Genomic DNA, 15,891 nt, shown 5'->3' on the forward strand with positions numbered 1-15,891 from the left:
CAAGGAGCGTTTAGCTCAACTAAAGGAGCGGTCACCGAATTTTTCCACTTAAAACGATTATTTTCTCGCATCCTCAGGCTAAGCGGTTATCACGATCACGTCTTTTTCCGTTACTACGATAGTGTGCTCGAACTGTGTTACAATACCATTATTTCTCTCAACTAGAACGGGATATTCCACGAGGCACCGGGCCTTTCTAAGGCCGTTTATCATGTCCTGGACGCGCGCTGCCCCCTCCACTCCGCGAATGTACCACCTAGTGGTAAAGGGTAGCTCGCGCCGCTCCCTATAGATCATTTCATAGAAGTCCTTTACCTGCGCAGGTAATGGGCGCGAAGTAGGCTTCAGGGCGTAGATGGTGATGGAGTTAAGTTCCCTAACGAGCCCGGCACCATCTGTTGCGAAAGGCTCGACCGCGTAGACCCCTTCCCCGATTTTTTGCCTGTTGAGGTGGTCGTTGTAGTTAGGTATTACGAAGCCACTGTGTATCCTGTACCTCTCAATGCCGTGTCCGCTTAGGTTCTTAATTGGCTTAAACCCCGAGGACTTAATGACCTCTTCTACGATCCTGCCCACCTCGGAGGCCCTGACACCAGGACGCACTACCTCTATCGCCCTTTCCAGCGCCCTTCTAGGCGCATCCACCAGCCCCTCGTAAACCGGGTTAAACGCCAACGTCGCAGCGGTATCGGCTATGTACCCGTCAACGTGAACGCCCACGTCCACCTTAACAACGGAGTTCTCCGGGATGACGAGGTTGTTTCCGTACGGCGGCGTGTAGTGCGCGGCTACTGAATTTATCCCGACATTAACCGGGAAGGCGGGCGCCCCTCCAAGCTCCCTAATGTAGTTTTCTATGGAGTTGACTACGTCGAGAACCCTAACTCCGGGTCTCGTAATCTTGGTGGCGCGTTCCAGCGCCTTCTTGGCGATCTCGCCCGCTTTCAGCAGCTTCGAAATGGCTTCCTCGCCGAGCAACCCACCTTCCCTAGACAGTATTTAAATAACGAGGACTTTATTTAATAGTATTTTAGGTAGGTGGTGTAGTGCATGGGCGTGATAAGGTACCTTGGACACAGCTTTTTCGAGGTGACCTTGACGGGGCTTGACGGGCAGCAGAAGACCCTCCTAGTAGACCCCTGGGTTGAAAACCCCTTAAGCCCCGTCAAGCTTAGGGATTATGAGGGTAAAAAGGTAGATTACATCATCGTCACGCACGATCATGGGGACCACCTGGGTAACGCGGTAGAGCTCGCGAGAATTACGGGCGCCCCCATAGTCGGCGTATACGAAATAGCGGTATACGCCGAGGAGCGTGGCGTGAAGGGTATTGGAGGAAACATTGGAGGGGCGCTCAAAGTACCTGATCTAGGGATAGTTCTCACACCCGCCATGCACAGTAGCCAGCGAGGGGCGCCCGTGGGCATCGTGGTCATTGGTAGGGATCTAAGGCTATATCACGCAGGCGATACCGGCCTATTTGCCGAAATGGCGCTCATACGCGAGCTCTATGGCCCCGACGTAGCCTTGTTGCCGATCGGAGGGCACTTCACCATGGGCGTTCAGGAGGCGGTCAAGGCGGTGGAGATGATTAAACCCAAGGTAGTCATACCAATGCACTACAACACGTTTCCTCTCATTCAAGCAGACCCCTACGAGTTCAAGAAGCTCGTGGAGGAGAAAACTACTACCGTGGTTGTAGTGCTTAAACCTGGAGAGAGTTATAAATACCCGTAAAGCCCAGCAATACGTGTTAGGTTATGCTGATGGAGCTGGAAGAGAAGCTCAACCTAGCGGTGAGGAACGCAGTTGAAGTAGTAACCATGGAGGAGCTGGTAAAGCTCCTCTCAGAGGGGCGGAGCTTAAAGGGGTACATAGGCTTCGAGCCAAGTGGACTGGTACATGTGGGATGGCTCATCTGGATGTTCAAGGTAAAGGACCTCGTAGACGCGGGAGTGGACTTCTACGTTCTCGAGGCGACGTGGCACGCATACATAAACGATAAGCTCGGAGGAAACATGGAGCTCATTAGAAAGGCAGCCAGGTATACTAGAAAAGTCCTAGAAGCAGTGGGGGTTGATGTAGGCCGCGTACGCTTCGTAGACGCGGAGGACCTGGTGAGAAACAAGGAGTACTGGGAGTTATTAATAAGGGTGGCCAAGAGAACGAGCCTGGCCCGGGTGAAGAGGGCTTTGACGATCATGGGCAGGACAGCGAGTGAGGCGGAAACGGACTTCTCCAAGCTGATATACCCGTTGATGCAGGTCACTGACATATTTTACCTAGACCTCGACATAGCCCTCGGAGGCCTCGATCAGCGCAAGGCGCATATGTTGACGAGAGACCTCTCGGAGAAGCTGGGACTGAAGAAGCCCGTCGCGATCCACACACCAATAATCTCGGGGCTTCTAGGCCCCACCAAGAAGACCCCAGTCAAAGGCGCTGGAGAGGCCGACGAAGTCCTCGTCGAGGTTAAAATGAGCAAAAGCAAGCCGGAGACAGCCGTATTCGTGCACGACCCTCCCGCAGAAGTCGAATCCAAGATCATGAAGGCGTACTGCCCTGCCAGGGTCTTAGAGTACAACCCCGTAATTGAAATAAACAAGTACATTCTCTTCCAGCAACCCCGCTTCGTGCTGCACGTGAAAAGGCCGGCCGAGTACGGGGGGCCAATAGACATTCACAGCACGAATGAGCTAGAAGAGCTCTACGTACAGGGCAAATTACACCCGCTCGATTTGAAAGCGGCAACTGCTGAGGCCCTGGCGAGGTTTTTGGGTGAAATCCAGAGAAAGGTGTTCTCGTGTAAAGAAACGGTGAAGCTACTAGAAGAGCTCAAAGAGGCGAGGATAACTAGGTAGTTAACGGGTTTTAAACCCTCTATAGGGCTTTATTAGATAAAAGGGTGGGCCGGTAGCTCAGCCTGGAAGAGCGCCGCCCTTGCATGGTCTCTAAAACCAATACCGAGGTCGAGGAGAGGCGGAGGTCCCGGGTTCAAATCCCGGCCGGTCCACTAGTTAACACCTATAAAATATTCTTTGCCCAATATCTGCCTTTAGGTCGGTGTCCGGCGTGAATGGCGACTTTTCACTAATAGTGCAGATTTTATGGATCGTCATGTTCATACTGATCATCACGGGCTTAAACCAGAAAATACAGCTCAAGCTATGGATTTTCGAAATAAAGGTCAAGCTCAACGCCATTCACAGCCTGCTCGAAGAGGACAAGGTGAAAGTACGGAACATGCTCAGAAACCTGGGAGTTAAGGCGCCTGAGGCCCCGTTAAGCAGGGTTTTAGAGTTCTTTACGATAGAGCCGGTGGAGATAGAGCCTACGGACATAATAAAGAGGATGGACCACTTACTGCGTACAGCAGAGAGTAGCGTGAGAAGGATGCTGGAATCCGCGCTACCGGGCCTCGGCAGGTACGAGAGGAGCCTAGTGGAATCCTCCCTCTCCGTTGTCGCCGCCATAAACGTGATCTACAAGGTCGTAAAGCACTACCTTCTCCTGGGTGAAAAGGAGAACAACTTCATCCTTATAATGCAGCTACAGTACCTAATGCCGCAAATACTGAGAACGGTCCAGATATACCACGAAGCGCTAGATGCCTTCATGCAAGGAAGGCCTATAGGCGACGGGGCGGGGCCCCTAGTAGTGTATAATCTACTTGAGAAGAGCACGATCAGGTCGAGAAAGGTCATGGACGATACGAGCATAATTGAGGCGGTTTACAGGGGGCGGCGCCTGATAATAGTCAAGGCTGAAGGTCCGGGTAGTAATGTAGGCCACCCGGGCGCTGTAATAGATAAAATAGTTGACGAGCTCAAAGGGGGGGTGGACTTGATAGTTACAATAGATGCTGCCCTCAAGCTCGAAGGTGAGGAGTCGGGCTTCATAGCTGAAGGGGTGGGCGCGGCGATAGGGGATCCGGGCCCAGAGAAGATAGCAATTGAAAGAGCGGCATCAAGGTACAACATACCCCTAAGGGCCCTTGTAATTAAAATGGACTTGAAGGAGGCCATTACAACTATGAGGAAGGTGATATTCGAGGCGTGCGAGCGCGCGGTACTGTACCTCGAAAAAATAATCGAGGAGACGACCCCCAACAACGCGACGATCATCGTCGCGGGCATAGGCAACACGATGGGTATACCGGGCTGAGCGGGGGATGGGGCGATGCCAGAAGACTACACAAGCGTAATCGCCATCATACTGTTCCTGATAATTGTGCTCTACCTAGTGTACGAGTCTTATAGTCGAAGACCCCGTAAGACGGTGTACGTCGTCAGAGAGCTCTTAGTATGCGTAAAGTGCAACTACAGGGTGGAAAAGGACTTCGAACCGGGAGACTTCATAGGGCTAGTGAAAGGCAAGTGCCCCCAGTGCGGTGAGGACCTTAAGCTAAAAGGAATATACGCCGTAGAACGGGGCAAACTTTAAAAACCCATTTAGTGCTATTAAAAGCCTGGCGCCCGACCCGGCCACAGTGGCCGGGTAACACCCGGTCTCATTTCGAACCCGGAAGTTAAGCCGGCCACGTCAGGGCGGCCGTGAGGTCCGCGAGGCCTCGCAGCCGCCCTGAGCTGGGATCGGGCGCCACTTCCCGGCCATTCTGATGGTTTGTGAAATCCCATCGCGGGGCCGAGACAGGTCCACGCCTTAACGTGGCTTACGGGTGAAGTGTTTATAAGCCGTTTTTAAAGCATATGTATGGGAGTGTGCCGGTGAGCCCATGGTTAAGTTCTGCCCGAAATGTGGCTCTATACTTGTGCCGACTAAGAAAGATAACAAAGTCTACTTGAAGTGTAACCGGTGCGGGTTTGAAACGCTTGAGAAGGAGAAGAAGTATGAGATGACATACCAGGTTGAGTCAACTAAGAGGGTTGCGACGGCCGTTGCAAGTGAGGCTAAAGAAACGAAGCTCACGCCCGAAGAACGGGAGATGCTTAGCGAATACTATGAGATCTTTCTCGAGGAATTCGAGCGTGAATCGAGCGAGTCGGAGGAGTAGTTCACTGGGATCAGTTTTCTCGGCCTCCTCACAAATCAGTGCCGTCACCACACATCATCGTGTAATCTCTTCGCTTAAAAGCCTATTATCTTTAATCCCGATTGCCGCTACCTGGAGGTAGTGCTGGCGTACACGGGTAAAGGGTGCCCTCATTGGTCAGGGTCGCGGTAATCGATAGAGACTACTGTAAACCCAATAAATGCAACTCGGAGTGTATTAGGTTCTGCCCAGTTAACAGGAGTAGGAAGAAGAAGGCGGTGGAACTCTCGGAGGACAGAACCCGCGCAGTAATATACGAAGACGTGTGCGTGGGTTGCGGTATCTGCGTCAAGAAGTGCCCCTTCAGCGCCATCTCAATCGTTAACGTACCCGATGAGCTGGAAAAATTGCTCATGCATAGGTACGGAGAAAACATGTTTAAGCTATATGGCCTTCCAGCGCCCAGAGCCGGGGGGATCTTAGGCGTCATTGGGCAGAACGGTTCTGGCAAGACTACGAGCATAAAAATCCTATCGGGTCAGTTAAAGCCTAATCTAGGCAGGTTGAGTAATCCCCCTGAATGGGATGAAATAATAAAGGCTTTCCGTGGCACGGAGGTCCAGGCATATTTGAGTAAGCTAGCTAGTGGAGAGGTGAGGGCAGTCGTAAAGCCACAGTATATCGAAGCAGCGAGGCGCGCGTTAAAGGGTACTGTAGGGGAGCTACTGTCTAAAGCCGATGAAACGGGGTTGCTGAAGGACGTCGTAAACGCGATGGGTATCGAGAGGCTGCTCACGATGAAGGTGACTGAACTTAGCGGGGGTGAACTACAGAAATTCCTGATCTCCGCCGTGCTAGTGAAGAACGCCAACGCGTTCTTCTTCGATGAACCCTGTAGCTACTTAGACATCCGTGAAAGGTTACGAGTTGCAAGAACTATAAGGGAGTTTACCAAGCCCGAAAAGAACTACGTCGTGGTGGTCGAGCACGACCTAATGGTCCTGGACTACATTACGGACCACGTAGTAGTGATATACGGCGAACCAGGCGTGTTCGGGGTAGCCTCAAAACCCTACGGCACCCGAATGGGTATTAATACATATTTACGCGGGTACCTGCCAGCGGAAAACATGAGAATAAGGGACGGCGAGATAAGGTTCCGGGTAACGGTGAGGGGCGAAGTGAAGGATCAGCACCCCTACCCGCTCCTAGCCTGGGACAGGATGTTGTTCCAGTACCCCTCATCGAGCTTTAAACTACACGTAGAAGAAGGCGAAGTGCACGTCAGCGAGGTCCTAGGCGTTTGTGGACCGAACGGCATAGGCAAAACTACCTTCATAAGGCTACTGAGCGGTGACCTCGAACCTAGCACGGGCGGAGTAATTCTCTCAGCCAGTAGCGTGAGCATTAAACCTCAGGAGGTCTCCCCGAAAATATTCGGGGAGGAAACGGTCGCGGGCAACCTGAAGGCGGCATCCCCCCTCACAGTAGACCCCACTTCTTGGCTCTACATTGAGCTGGTTAAGAGGCTGAAGCTGAACAGGCTCCTGGATAGAAGGGTCGAAGATTTGAGTGGAGGCGAGTTACAGAAACTCGCGGTCGCGGTAACATTGGCGAAAGACGCGGACCTCTACTTCCTCGACGAGCCCTCAGCATACCTGGATGTAGAGGAGAGAATAGCTGTTGCCAAGACGATTAGGAGGATCGTCGAAGAGAGGCAGAAGGCCTCTATCGTAGTGGAGCACGACTTGTTGTTTCAAACCTACGTAAGCGACAAGGTAGTGGTTTTCTGGGGGGAACCCGCGGTAGAAGGGCGTTCGACTAAGCCCATGGAGCTTAGAGAGGGGTTGAACCTGCTACTGAGTTACCTTGACGTGACCGTGCGCAGAGACCCCGAAACTGGTAGACCCCGGATCAATAAACCGGGCTCCGTACTGGATAGGGAGCAGAAGCAGGTGAGGAGATACTTCCACGTTGATTAGTCTTCGAATAGGGTGCTTTAAAAACCTAACCCAAAGTTATGCAAGCCTATAAATTCCCGTTACGCGTTAACTGTAAATAAGGTGTCATGCCTCTATGAGCGAGCGCGTAACGCTCTCCATAATAAAAGCTGATGTAGGTAGCATTGCCGGTCACCACGTGGTTCACCCAGATCAGCTGGCGGCCGCTACCAGGGTCCTAGCCGAGGCGAAGCAAAAGGACGTTATAATAGACTTCTACGTGACGAACGTAGGCGACGATCTCCAGCTAATAATGACCCACACGAAGGGACCGGATAACCCGGATATACATGGACTCGCGTGGGAAGCATTCAAAGTCGCCGCCAAGGTCGCTCGTGAATTAAAGCTCTATGCGGCCGGCCAGGACCTCTTATCGGAGGCGTTTTCTGGCAACGTGCGGGGACTCGGACCTGGAGTCGCGGAGCTCGAAATGGAAGAAAGGCCCTCGGAGCCCGTAATAACGTTCCACGCCGACAAGACTGAACCCGGTGCGTTCAATCTACCGGTTTTCAGGATCTTCGCGGACCCCTTCAACACGGCCGGGCTAGTCATTGACCCTAAAATGCACGCTGGCTTCGTGTTTGAAGTATATGACGTCTATGAAGGTAAGAGCGTGCTAATAAAGGCCCCCGAAGAGATGTACGACATACTCGCGCTCATAGGCACGACGGGTAGGTACATTGTCAGAAGAGTTTACAGAAAAAGCGATAACCTATTAGCAGCTGTGGTAAGTGTAGAAAGGCTGAACCTGATCGCTGGGAGGTACGTCGGAAAAGACGACCCGGTGGCGATCATACGGGCGCAGCACGGCCTCCCAGCAGTTGGCGAGATCTTGGAGGCATTCGCGTTTCCCCACCTAGTAGCGGGGTGGATGAGGGGCAGTCACTACGGCCCCCTGATACCGGTCCCCCTCAAGTACGCCAAAGTGACGAGGTTTGACGGCCCGCCCAGAGTGATCGCGCTGGGCTGGAACATATCTCGAGGTAGGTTAATAGGGCCCGTAGACCTCTTCGACGATGTAGCTTTCGACGAAACCAGGAGGATCGCGCAGCTAGTAGCCGAGTACATGAGGCGACACGGGCCGTTCATGCCGCATAGGCTTGGACCCGAGGAAATGGAGTACACGACTCTGCCAGACGTGCTCGAGAAGCTTAAAGACAGGTTCGTAAAGGCCGAGGACGCGTACAAAGTAGTGAGAAAGGAGAGCGAAGCACCTTAATGTCAGCTTTTTAACTAGTAGCCTACACCTTGAGGGGCCTTTTCGTGTACCCGGTACTAGTAGTCAACTACAAGGCATACTACCCTCACAGCTTCGGCAAGCGCGCACTCGAAATAGCGAAGGCGGCGGTCACCGTTCAAAGGGAATACAGCGTAGACATCATTCTAGCACCCCCTTTCACCGAGCTCTACAGGGTATTAATGGAGGTCGCGGGGACCCGCATAAAGGTGTACGCGCAGCATGCGGACCCCATGGAACCGGGCGCCATAACGGGGTTTACTCCCTTGGAAGGGCTGAAGGAGCTGGGTGTGCACGGCGTCATAATAAATCACAGCGAGCACCGGTTAACCTTGGCCGGCATAAACTACTTGATTAGAAGGGCCCGTAACCTAAACCTAGAGGTACTGGCATGCGCAGATGTCCCGGAAACGGGGGCTGCAATAGCGGTATTGAGGCCGGACATGGTGGCCGTGGAGCCTCCGGAGCTTATTGGAACGGGAATAAGCGTTAGTAAGGCCAAGCCCGAGGTAATCACAAATAGCGTTAAATTGATTAGAGAAGTAAATAGCGAGGTAAAAATACTAACGGGAGCGGGCATCTCAACCGGCGAAGATGTCTACGTCGCAATTAAACTAGGGACAGTAGGAGTGCTGGTAGCCTCGGCAATTGTAAAAGCAAAAGACGTATACCAAGTAATGAGAGAAATGGCGGAGGCCGCGGTAAAGGCGCTCGAAGAAGCGAGCGAGTAGATCACCGTTGCCTGTTGAAACGAAGCCAGGAGACCGTGGACCCCTGTAAGCTCTTTCCTAGCGTAGAGGAGTGGGCTAGAATGGGGTAACTAGGGGTTTTCCACGTACTTTCTGTACTCTATGCATACTTAGGCTATTAGGCTACACTGACCGGCGACCCAGGGCCGGGTCCTGGCTTAAAAACCATAGTTGAAATCCCGAAAGGATATGGCTTTTTGACACAGGTAAAATATAAAAGGGGCTTAATCAATGTTAGCATTCGGTGGTGACACGTGTCAAAAAATGTAAGCAGTCGAGTAGAGCTAATTAAAAGCCTACTAAAGGAAATACATAGGGGGGCGAGCTTACTTGAACTGAGAGAGAAGTACAAAGATGAACTGGGTAAGATATCTCCTTTCGAAATACTTATGGCTGAACAGCAACTGGTTAAAGAGGGCGTTCAAATCCAGGAAATACTTGGTTTATGTGATCTACACGTAGAGCTGTTTCGCGAATCACTATTAAAAAGGGAGTTGAGGGGGCTGAAGAAGGGGCATCCCATAGACTTGCTGATGAGGGAGAACGAGTGGATATTGAAAAAAGCCGAAATACTGAATCTATACGCGCAGGCAGTGTTAAACGCCACTGACGAGGAGAGGGCTAGACAAGCACTAAAGGTGATTGAACAGACCCTATTAGAGCTGAAAGGGATCAGGATCCATTATAGGAAAGTGCAGATGCTGATCTTCCCCTACCTCGAGAGGATGGGCATTAACGCCATTCCACGAGTGATGTGGAGTCGCGAGGACGGCGTTCTCGTTAAGTTAAGATCACTGCTACTGGACATTCAGAGGGATGAACGCGGCGCGAGCATGGATAAGATGCGCGAACACGCTATGAGAGCCGTTGAAATCTCGCGTGAAATTAGCGAACTAGTTTTCAGGGAAAACAAGATACTGTACCCTGCTACCTATGCTTTATTACCGGAAGGTGCTTGGGCCGCTATACATGAAGGTGCCGGCAAGATTGGATACCTAGTTGAAGTAGTCGAGTCACAGTGGACGCCGGGAACAGAGCCCATTTACCCGTACGAGTGGACACCTCTCATTAACGGAGAGCAAGTAGAAAAGCTACCAGATGAGTTTAGGCGGGCCTTAAACCAGCCCCTTAATATGGACGATTACAGGATCAGGCGGGAAGGGGACATAGAGCTGGATACCGGGTTCTTGAGTAAAGAAGAGATCGGGGCCATCTTCAGGAACCTACCGCTTGAACTAACATATGCTGATGTAAACGATAGAGTGAGATTTTACACCGAGAGCGAGCTCTCAAGAGGCTTCGTGAGAACGAAGACCATACTAGGTAGAAGACTTCTTTACTGTCATCCACCGAGGCTCGAGAAGTACGTGATGATGAACGTTGAATCACTCAAACAAGGAAATCTAAAGTATAGGGAGTTCTGGACGGCAATGGGGGAGAGAATCCTAAGGGTTATAGTTGTACCCGTGAAGAACAGGAACGGCGAGCTGCTGGGAGTACTGGAAATAGTTGAGGACTTAACAGATGTGGTGAAAAAACCGGAGGAAATAAAGAAAAAGATCATGGTGTTGTAAGCCTTGAAAAGCGTTTTTGAACTCATTGCAAAACACGTTGAACCCTCTATAAAGAGAAGCCTCGTTGAGTCTTTAACCAGGCGCGGGCTGTCGAGGTCAAGTATTGCGAGGTGTTTAGGTATATCCGTTCCGCTCGTTACCAGGTACGTTAAGAAAGAAAGGGGATTGCATGATTTTACCAGTATCAAGGATGTTGCTTTAAGAATCGAAGAACTAGCTAACAAAGTAGTGGACAGCGGGATCTGCGGTAATGATCTTTACTACGAAATAGTAAAGCTCACTGTATACGTACTGGCTAGAAAATACGCTTGTGGAGTGCACTACTCACTAGATAAATCAATTAATCCCGCTAAGTGTGGTATTTGCCCAGGGTTATTTGAGAACCTGGTTAAAGCGTAGTGCTATTCCATAACCGAGAGTTCGTTGAACCTTTTGGCAGTTACTTAAAGAAACCCCTACTACCCGTTGTTATTTATGCAGCCTGTCCATTAATGTGCCTGGCTATTACGTCCTTTAGGGCGCTTTGACCTATAACCTCGGCCGCTTACCGCCGAGTAGCACACCTCACTGCTTTTAACTACCAGCTACAACACCCCAAAAAGACGGCCCCTTGATCTAGGCATGGGATACACGTACTTTTAGTTCTGCACTCCACTTTTAACCGGTAAAGCGCACTATCCCCGTTGAGATTTATTAGATTCTTACAGATTTGGTAACATGGATAAGGGCCGCCGTAGCTCAGCCTGGTGGAGCGCCGGCCTCGTATGGTTGCGTAATAGACCGAGGTCGAGAAAGCCGGTGGACGCGGGTTCAAATCCCGCCGGCGGCTTACATTATTATTTCAACTCTTATCTCATGAACGTTTAACCCCGGCTTAACGTAGGACTTCACTATTACTTCGCCCGGCCTCAAGTAACCCTTACTCCTCGCCTTCAAGTATAGTTCTTGAACCCCCTTTTCGTAGTCATCCGTCTCCGTTAATTGCATGGAGACATCTACGGGGTGTACATTGTAGTAAACAGTGTATTTCTCCAGTAGCCTCCTGTTCCAACTACCCACGTAGACGGGAACCCTGGGTCTGAGCCTGGATATTAAGGGGACAGTGCGCCCGGTTTTCGTGTACGCTATGATGGATCCCTCTAAGCTCTCCGCGAACGAAACCAGCCCGTGAACGTACTTTTCCAGTAGGCTTTGCGGCTTAATGTGCTTCCTCAACTGGTCGGTGAGCACGCCTGGCATGTTTTCAAACGCCGTATCCGCTACAATCCTAGCCCACTTAACCGCTTCTACCGGGTGCTTACCCACGGCCGTTTCATTGGTTAACAGAACGGCGTCGGCGAGGCTGTACACTACGTTATAGATGCCCACGACGTCGCTACGACTAGGCCTGCCGCTCTCGATCATCGATTCCAGGATGTCCGTGGCTATGATGACGGGCTTACCCAGTTCCGTTGCAAGCTTCGTTATTTGTTCTTGTAGAATAGGCACGGTCTCTATGGGGAAGTGGACTCCCAAGTCCCCGCGTGCAATTAATACAGCGTCGGAGACCTTTGAAACCCGCTCCGCGTTCTTCACACCGCTAGGCGTCTCTATCTTAGAGATTATACCCACATCGCTACAGCCGTACTGGTTTAGCAAGTCCTTAACGAGAAGTACGTCCTGCTCGTTGCGCACGTAGCTCAGTGCGATGTACGTGAACTTCTTCTCGCATATGTACTTGACTAGCGCGAGTTGCTTCTCGTCCAGGAAGGGTAGTGGTACCTCTTTACCCAGTACTACCACCTTCTTTCCGGGTATGAAAGTGCCCGGCGCGGTTACAATGCAGTTTGCGTAGTCTCCACCCGCCTCTATTACTCTTAACTCCACGTCGCCGTCTCCGTAAAGGATGGTATCTCCGGGTTCGAGTACTTCAAAAAGCTCTCTGCGTGAAACCGGCACTTCGGCCGTGCTCGCGCCGGGCCTGCTGGCACCCCTAAAGGTCACGATCTCGCCTTTTTGGACGTTAAAGGGCTTAAAATCACCGCTCCTGATTTGGGGTCCCGGTACATCCCCCATTAGGGATATTACTGCATCGAATTCGGAGGCCGCGCCTCTTACGTAGTCTATATAAGTATTCCACGTATCTGCATCCCCGAAGGACATGTTTATCCTGAAGCCGGACGCGCCATACCTGATCATGCCTTTTATTGCATCCATGTTAGCTGAGGAAGGCCCTATAGTCGCCAGTACTTTTATTCCTTTACTCAACCGGCCCTTTTGAAAGTACATGGGCTGGCCCCGAGAGCTAGATACTCGGAGCTAAGTTATATGTGTGCAGGGTAGCACCGGTCTTTGCACCTGCTCGCAACGGCCAGCGCTTTGATGGACACAGCGAACGCGAATGCTTAAATATTTAAAAACCGGCACAATATACGAGTTGGGGGATAAAGTTGAAGTGGATGCTAGAGGAGGAGTGGGAAGAAGAGTGGGAGGAAGAAGAGTGGGAAGAGGAGGAGTGGGAAGAGGAGTGGTGATCTTAGGTCAATGAGAGTGCAAGCCTAGTATTTTTTACGAGCGCTCTCAAAGACCTACTCTCCGCCCCCGTGACGTCGACCTCCTTACAGCCTTCCAGGTCTCCGGGCAGCGCGTCAACGCCAACCAGGTAGTAGTCTACCCCCTTCTCCAGCTCCGAGCTAAACAATTCTATTAGCTCGTCCAGTTGCTTCATCCCGGTAATTAGAAGAGCTAGTAGTAGGCCTTGATTTTTAATCCTTGAAACCCTACCTGCGTAGAACTTGTAGTGAAGCGCCCCCTGTACTAGTTGGAGAGGCGTCTCCACGAGCGTAACTGGAATTAGCGTGATAGGCTTTGCGGGGGAGGCCTTTCGTAATTGCAGTTCGCTGTTTAGATTTCCCGTCTCGTTCTTGCAGTAGTAAAGGTAGATGCTTAGGTGAAGGCCTCTCCACCCTATCTCCACGCGTAATTCGTCACGGTAATTCTCGTAACTAAGCACCACTCTCACTCGCAGTTTCGGGTTTCGTCACGATAACTTCCTTCCTCCTCGCTGAAACGGTGACTAAGTGTGTTATGTAGCCTGCTACCTGGTTTCTCAGTTTTTTCGAAGACGTGCTCACTAGCTTAGCGACTACTAGCTTGTTGCGGTTAAAGTCACGCGTAAACAGGTAGGGGTACTTTTCGAGTAGCTCTCTTGCAATCCTCTTAACGAGCTTTGTCCTGACCTTACCCATGTAGTACACCTAGTTCAATAACGTGCCACTAAATGCTCATTAGTAGAGAGGCTTATAAAACTGGGCTACCAGGGCCTAGACCGGTGGCGACGACCACTAAGGGGGAGCATGACCTCGCCCTGCGGAGCTGAGAGTTGTCTTGCAATGTTTCAGTAGCTCTCTTAGCCTTTCAACCTTCTTGGCCGTGCTCTCGTCTACACGTAGAATACTTGCAATCTCCTCGACACTGTAAGGGTGGTCTGTAAGCACTTCGTAGTAGAGTAGCTTCTCGTAGTATTCGGCGGGCAGGGACCAGTAGTGGACTCTGCCCTTCCTCACTGTGAGCACCACGTACACCCTATCGAGTAGTAGCACGTGAACCCCGCCCAGGTTGCAGTGATCGCGGTGAAGCTCCTCCATGGCCTTCATGTACTCGGTTTTCAAGAAGTATCTCCCACCCTTCTCCTCAATAACACTGTACTTTTTCAACCACCAAATGCTCCTCTTCAGGGCATCCATTACGAGTCCTGTCAGCTCTTTCAAGTCCTCCATAGCTAGGCCCGGGTTACTGTACAAGCTACTAGCTGTAATGAACAGCCACGGCCTGGCGGCGAACACGCTTTTGAGTACCCTACTACGAAACGGCAGGCGCTCTGCTTCTCCCGTCACGCCCAGTCCCTTCCCCCGCCTCCATACTAGGTGTGGGTTAGGTCAAAGAAGCTTATTAAAGAAGTAGACTTTACTGCTAAGGGGGGCCCGCCGTGGAGTTTAAAGTGAAAGACCTGTCCATGGCTAGTAGCGGCGAGTTGAAAATAGCCTGGGCTGAAAGGAACATGCCCGTTTTAATGCTCTTAAGGAGAAAGCACCGGGGAACACGGATATTCGATGGTGTTCGCGTAGGCGCGGTATTGCACGTAACTAAAGAAACGGCCGTTCTTGCCTTAGCGCTGAAGGAAGCTGGCGCGGAAATAGTGCTTGCGGCAAGTAATCCGCTTTCAACGCAAGATGACGTGGCTGCCGCCCTCGTGACGAGGGGTATAAGAGTCTACGCGTGGAAAGGCCAGGCGCCGGAAGAGTACTACTGGTGCCTAGGCAAAGTCGCGGAAAACAAGCCCGACATCGTGATAGATGACGGTGGCGACCTACACGCACTGCTACACGAGAGGTATATCAGCGTCGTGGAGCAGGTTGTTGGCGGAACAGAGGAAACGACAACGGGTGTAAACAGGCTACGCGCGCTAGAGGCAGGCAACCTGCTCAAATACCCTGTAATAGCTGTAAACGACTCGTACACGAAGTACCTCTTCGATAATAGGTACGGTACCGGTCAAAGCACCTTTGACGGCATACTCAGAGCGACGAACATGCTCGTAGCTGGAAAGGTGGTAGTTGTGGCTGGTTACGGCTGGGTTGGGAGAGGAGTAGCCACGAGGGCGCGGGGCCTGGGGGCTAGAAGGGTCATAGTAGTAGAGGTTGATCCCATCAAAGCGCTAGAAGCTGTGTACGATGGCTTCGAGGTCATGTCCATGAGTAAGGCAGCCGAGGCGGGGGATGTGTTCATAACGGCAACAGGCAACATAGCCGTGATCAGGAGAGAGCACTTCGAGAAAATGAAGGATGGAGCGGTATTGGCAAATGCAGGTCACTTTAATGTAGAGGTGTGGATCCCCGACCTCGAAGAGCTCGCAGTGGAGAAGAGGCAAATACTACCTCACGTAACCGAGTACAGGCTGAGAAACGACAAGAGATTATACCTGCTAGCAGAAGGCAGGCTCGTAAACCTGGTTGCGGCGGAAGGGCACCCCAGCGAAGTCATGGACATGAGCTTCGCCAATCAATTCCTCGCGGTCAAGTACATTCTCGAAAACAAAGGCAAGTTGCCGAGAGCGGTGCTGAAGCTGCCCAGAGAACTTGACGAGATGGTTGCCAGGCTTAAACTCGAATCTATGGGTATTGAAATAGATACTTTAACGCAGCAACAAATAGAATACCTCGCGTCGTGGAAGCACGGTACCTCCTAGAAGTAGTTTTTATGGGCCCGCGGGGATTTGAACCCCGGACCACCCGGTTATGAGCCGGGCGCTCTACCTGGCTGAGCTACGGGCCCACCAACTAGATAATAGGACCTGTTA

General features: G+C 51.6%; 16 protein-coding genes, 3 tRNA genes and 1 rRNA gene. 14 read left to right on the forward strand and 6 right to left on the reverse strand.

The genetic code is table 11. The annotated features are described in order from the left end of the window. Positions 1-78: 78 nt before the first annotated feature. Complete coding sequence (gene map / locus QXU03_05075) at positions 79-978, reverse strand: type II methionyl aminopeptidase (GenBank protein MEM2171108.1); 900 nt, start codon at positions 976-978, stop codon at positions 79-81. Positions 979-1,050: 72 nt separating this feature from the next. On the opposite strand from map, the gene QXU03_05080 reads away from it, so the two are divergent. From QXU03_05080 to QXU03_05140, 13 genes are all read left to right on the forward strand, one after another. Continuing rightward, on the forward strand, positions 1,051-1,737 hold the full coding sequence (locus QXU03_05080; protein ID MEM2171109.1) for a metal-dependent hydrolase: 687 nt from the start codon (positions 1,051-1,053) through the stop codon (positions 1,735-1,737). Between the two features lie 29 nt (positions 1,738-1,766). Beyond that, positions 1,767-2,861, forward strand: coding sequence for a tyrosine--tRNA ligase (locus QXU03_05085; protein ID MEM2171110.1), 1,095 nt, complete (start codon positions 1,767-1,769; stop codon positions 2,859-2,861). Positions 2,862-2,907: 46 nt separating this feature from the next. After that, positions 2,908-3,013, forward strand: a tRNA-Ala gene (locus QXU03_05090). Positions 3,014-3,072: 59 nt separating this feature from the next. After that, the gene (locus QXU03_05095; GenBank protein ID MEM2171111.1) at positions 3,073-4,164 is read left to right on the forward strand and encodes a DUF1512 domain-containing protein; all 1,092 of its coding nucleotides are present in this window, start codon (positions 3,073-3,075) and stop codon (positions 4,162-4,164) included. A 15-nt stretch (positions 4,165-4,179) separates the two neighbouring features. After that, complete coding sequence (locus QXU03_05100) at positions 4,180-4,443, forward strand: hypothetical protein (protein ID MEM2171112.1); 264 nt, start codon at positions 4,180-4,182, stop codon at positions 4,441-4,443. 33 nt (positions 4,444-4,476) lie between these two features. Continuing rightward, a 5S ribosomal RNA gene (gene rrf / locus QXU03_05105) occupies positions 4,477-4,595 on the forward strand. 140 nt (positions 4,596-4,735) lie between these two features. After that, positions 4,736-5,014: a DNA-directed RNA polymerase subunit M gene (locus QXU03_05110; GenBank protein ID MEM2171113.1), complete on the forward strand. Its 279-nt coding sequence runs from the start codon at positions 4,736-4,738 to the stop codon at positions 5,012-5,014. 152 nt (positions 5,015-5,166) lie between these two features. Further along, positions 5,167-6,975, forward strand: a complete 1,809-nt coding sequence (locus QXU03_05115) for a ribosome biogenesis/translation initiation ATPase RLI (GenBank protein ID MEM2171114.1) — start codon at positions 5,167-5,169, stop codon at positions 6,973-6,975. A gap of 94 nt (positions 6,976-7,069) precedes the next feature. Then, positions 7,070-8,212: a fructose-1,6-bisphosphate aldolase/phosphatase gene (gene fbp, locus QXU03_05120; GenBank protein ID MEM2171115.1), complete on the forward strand. Its 1,143-nt coding sequence runs from the start codon at positions 7,070-7,072 to the stop codon at positions 8,210-8,212. A gap of 29 nt (positions 8,213-8,241) precedes the next feature. Continuing rightward, positions 8,242-8,961, forward strand: coding sequence for a triose-phosphate isomerase (gene tpiA / locus QXU03_05125; GenBank protein ID MEM2171116.1), 720 nt, complete (start codon positions 8,242-8,244; stop codon positions 8,959-8,961). Positions 8,962-9,233: 272 nt separating this feature from the next. After that, positions 9,234-10,553 (forward strand): DUF438 domain-containing protein, encoded by a 1,320-nt coding sequence (locus QXU03_05130; GenBank protein ID MEM2171117.1) that lies wholly within the window; start codon positions 9,234-9,236, stop codon positions 10,551-10,553. 3 nt (positions 10,554-10,556) lie between these two features. After that, on the forward strand, positions 10,557-10,952 hold the full coding sequence (locus QXU03_05135) for an XRE family transcriptional regulator (protein MEM2171118.1): 396 nt from the start codon (positions 10,557-10,559) through the stop codon (positions 10,950-10,952). 328 nt (positions 10,953-11,280) lie between these two features. Further along, positions 11,281-11,382: transfer RNA gene (locus QXU03_05140), tRNA-Thr, on the forward strand. Here the strand turns inward: QXU03_05140 and pyk are convergent. The 4 genes from pyk to QXU03_05160 form a co-directional block, all read right to left on the reverse strand. After that, positions 11,382-12,821 (reverse strand): pyruvate kinase, encoded by a 1,440-nt coding sequence (gene pyk / locus QXU03_05145; GenBank protein MEM2171119.1) that lies wholly within the window; start codon positions 12,819-12,821, stop codon positions 11,382-11,384. The genes QXU03_05140 and pyk overlap by 1 nt on opposite strands. A 247-nt stretch (positions 12,822-13,068) precedes the next feature. Beyond that, complete coding sequence (locus QXU03_05150) at positions 13,069-13,545, reverse strand: hypothetical protein (protein ID MEM2171120.1); 477 nt, start codon at positions 13,543-13,545, stop codon at positions 13,069-13,071. Then, a complete protein-coding gene (locus tag QXU03_05155) occupies positions 13,538-13,780 on the reverse strand; it encodes a 30S ribosomal protein S17e (protein MEM2171121.1) in 243 nt (80 codons plus the stop codon). Before QXU03_05155 ends, QXU03_05150 begins: the two co-directional genes overlap by 8 nt. Positions 13,781-13,876: 96 nt before the next feature. Beyond that, positions 13,877-14,428: a hypothetical protein gene (locus QXU03_05160; GenBank protein MEM2171122.1), complete on the reverse strand. Its 552-nt coding sequence runs from the start codon at positions 14,426-14,428 to the stop codon at positions 13,877-13,879. Positions 14,429-14,520: 92 nt separating this feature from the next. On the opposite strand from QXU03_05160, the gene ahcY reads away from it, so the two are divergent. Beyond that, positions 14,521-15,780, forward strand: coding sequence for an adenosylhomocysteinase (ahcY, locus tag QXU03_05165; protein MEM2171123.1), 1,260 nt, complete (start codon positions 14,521-14,523; stop codon positions 15,778-15,780). A gap of 12 nt (positions 15,781-15,792) precedes the next feature. On the opposite strand, the gene QXU03_05170 is transcribed toward ahcY, so the two are convergent. After that, positions 15,793-15,866: transfer RNA gene (locus QXU03_05170), tRNA-Ile, on the reverse strand. Positions 15,867-15,891: the final 25 nt, after the last annotated feature.

The organism is Desulfurococcaceae archaeon, assembly GCA_038845865.1.
Lineage (GTDB): Archaea > Thermoproteota > Thermoprotei_A > Sulfolobales > Desulfurococcaceae > UBA285.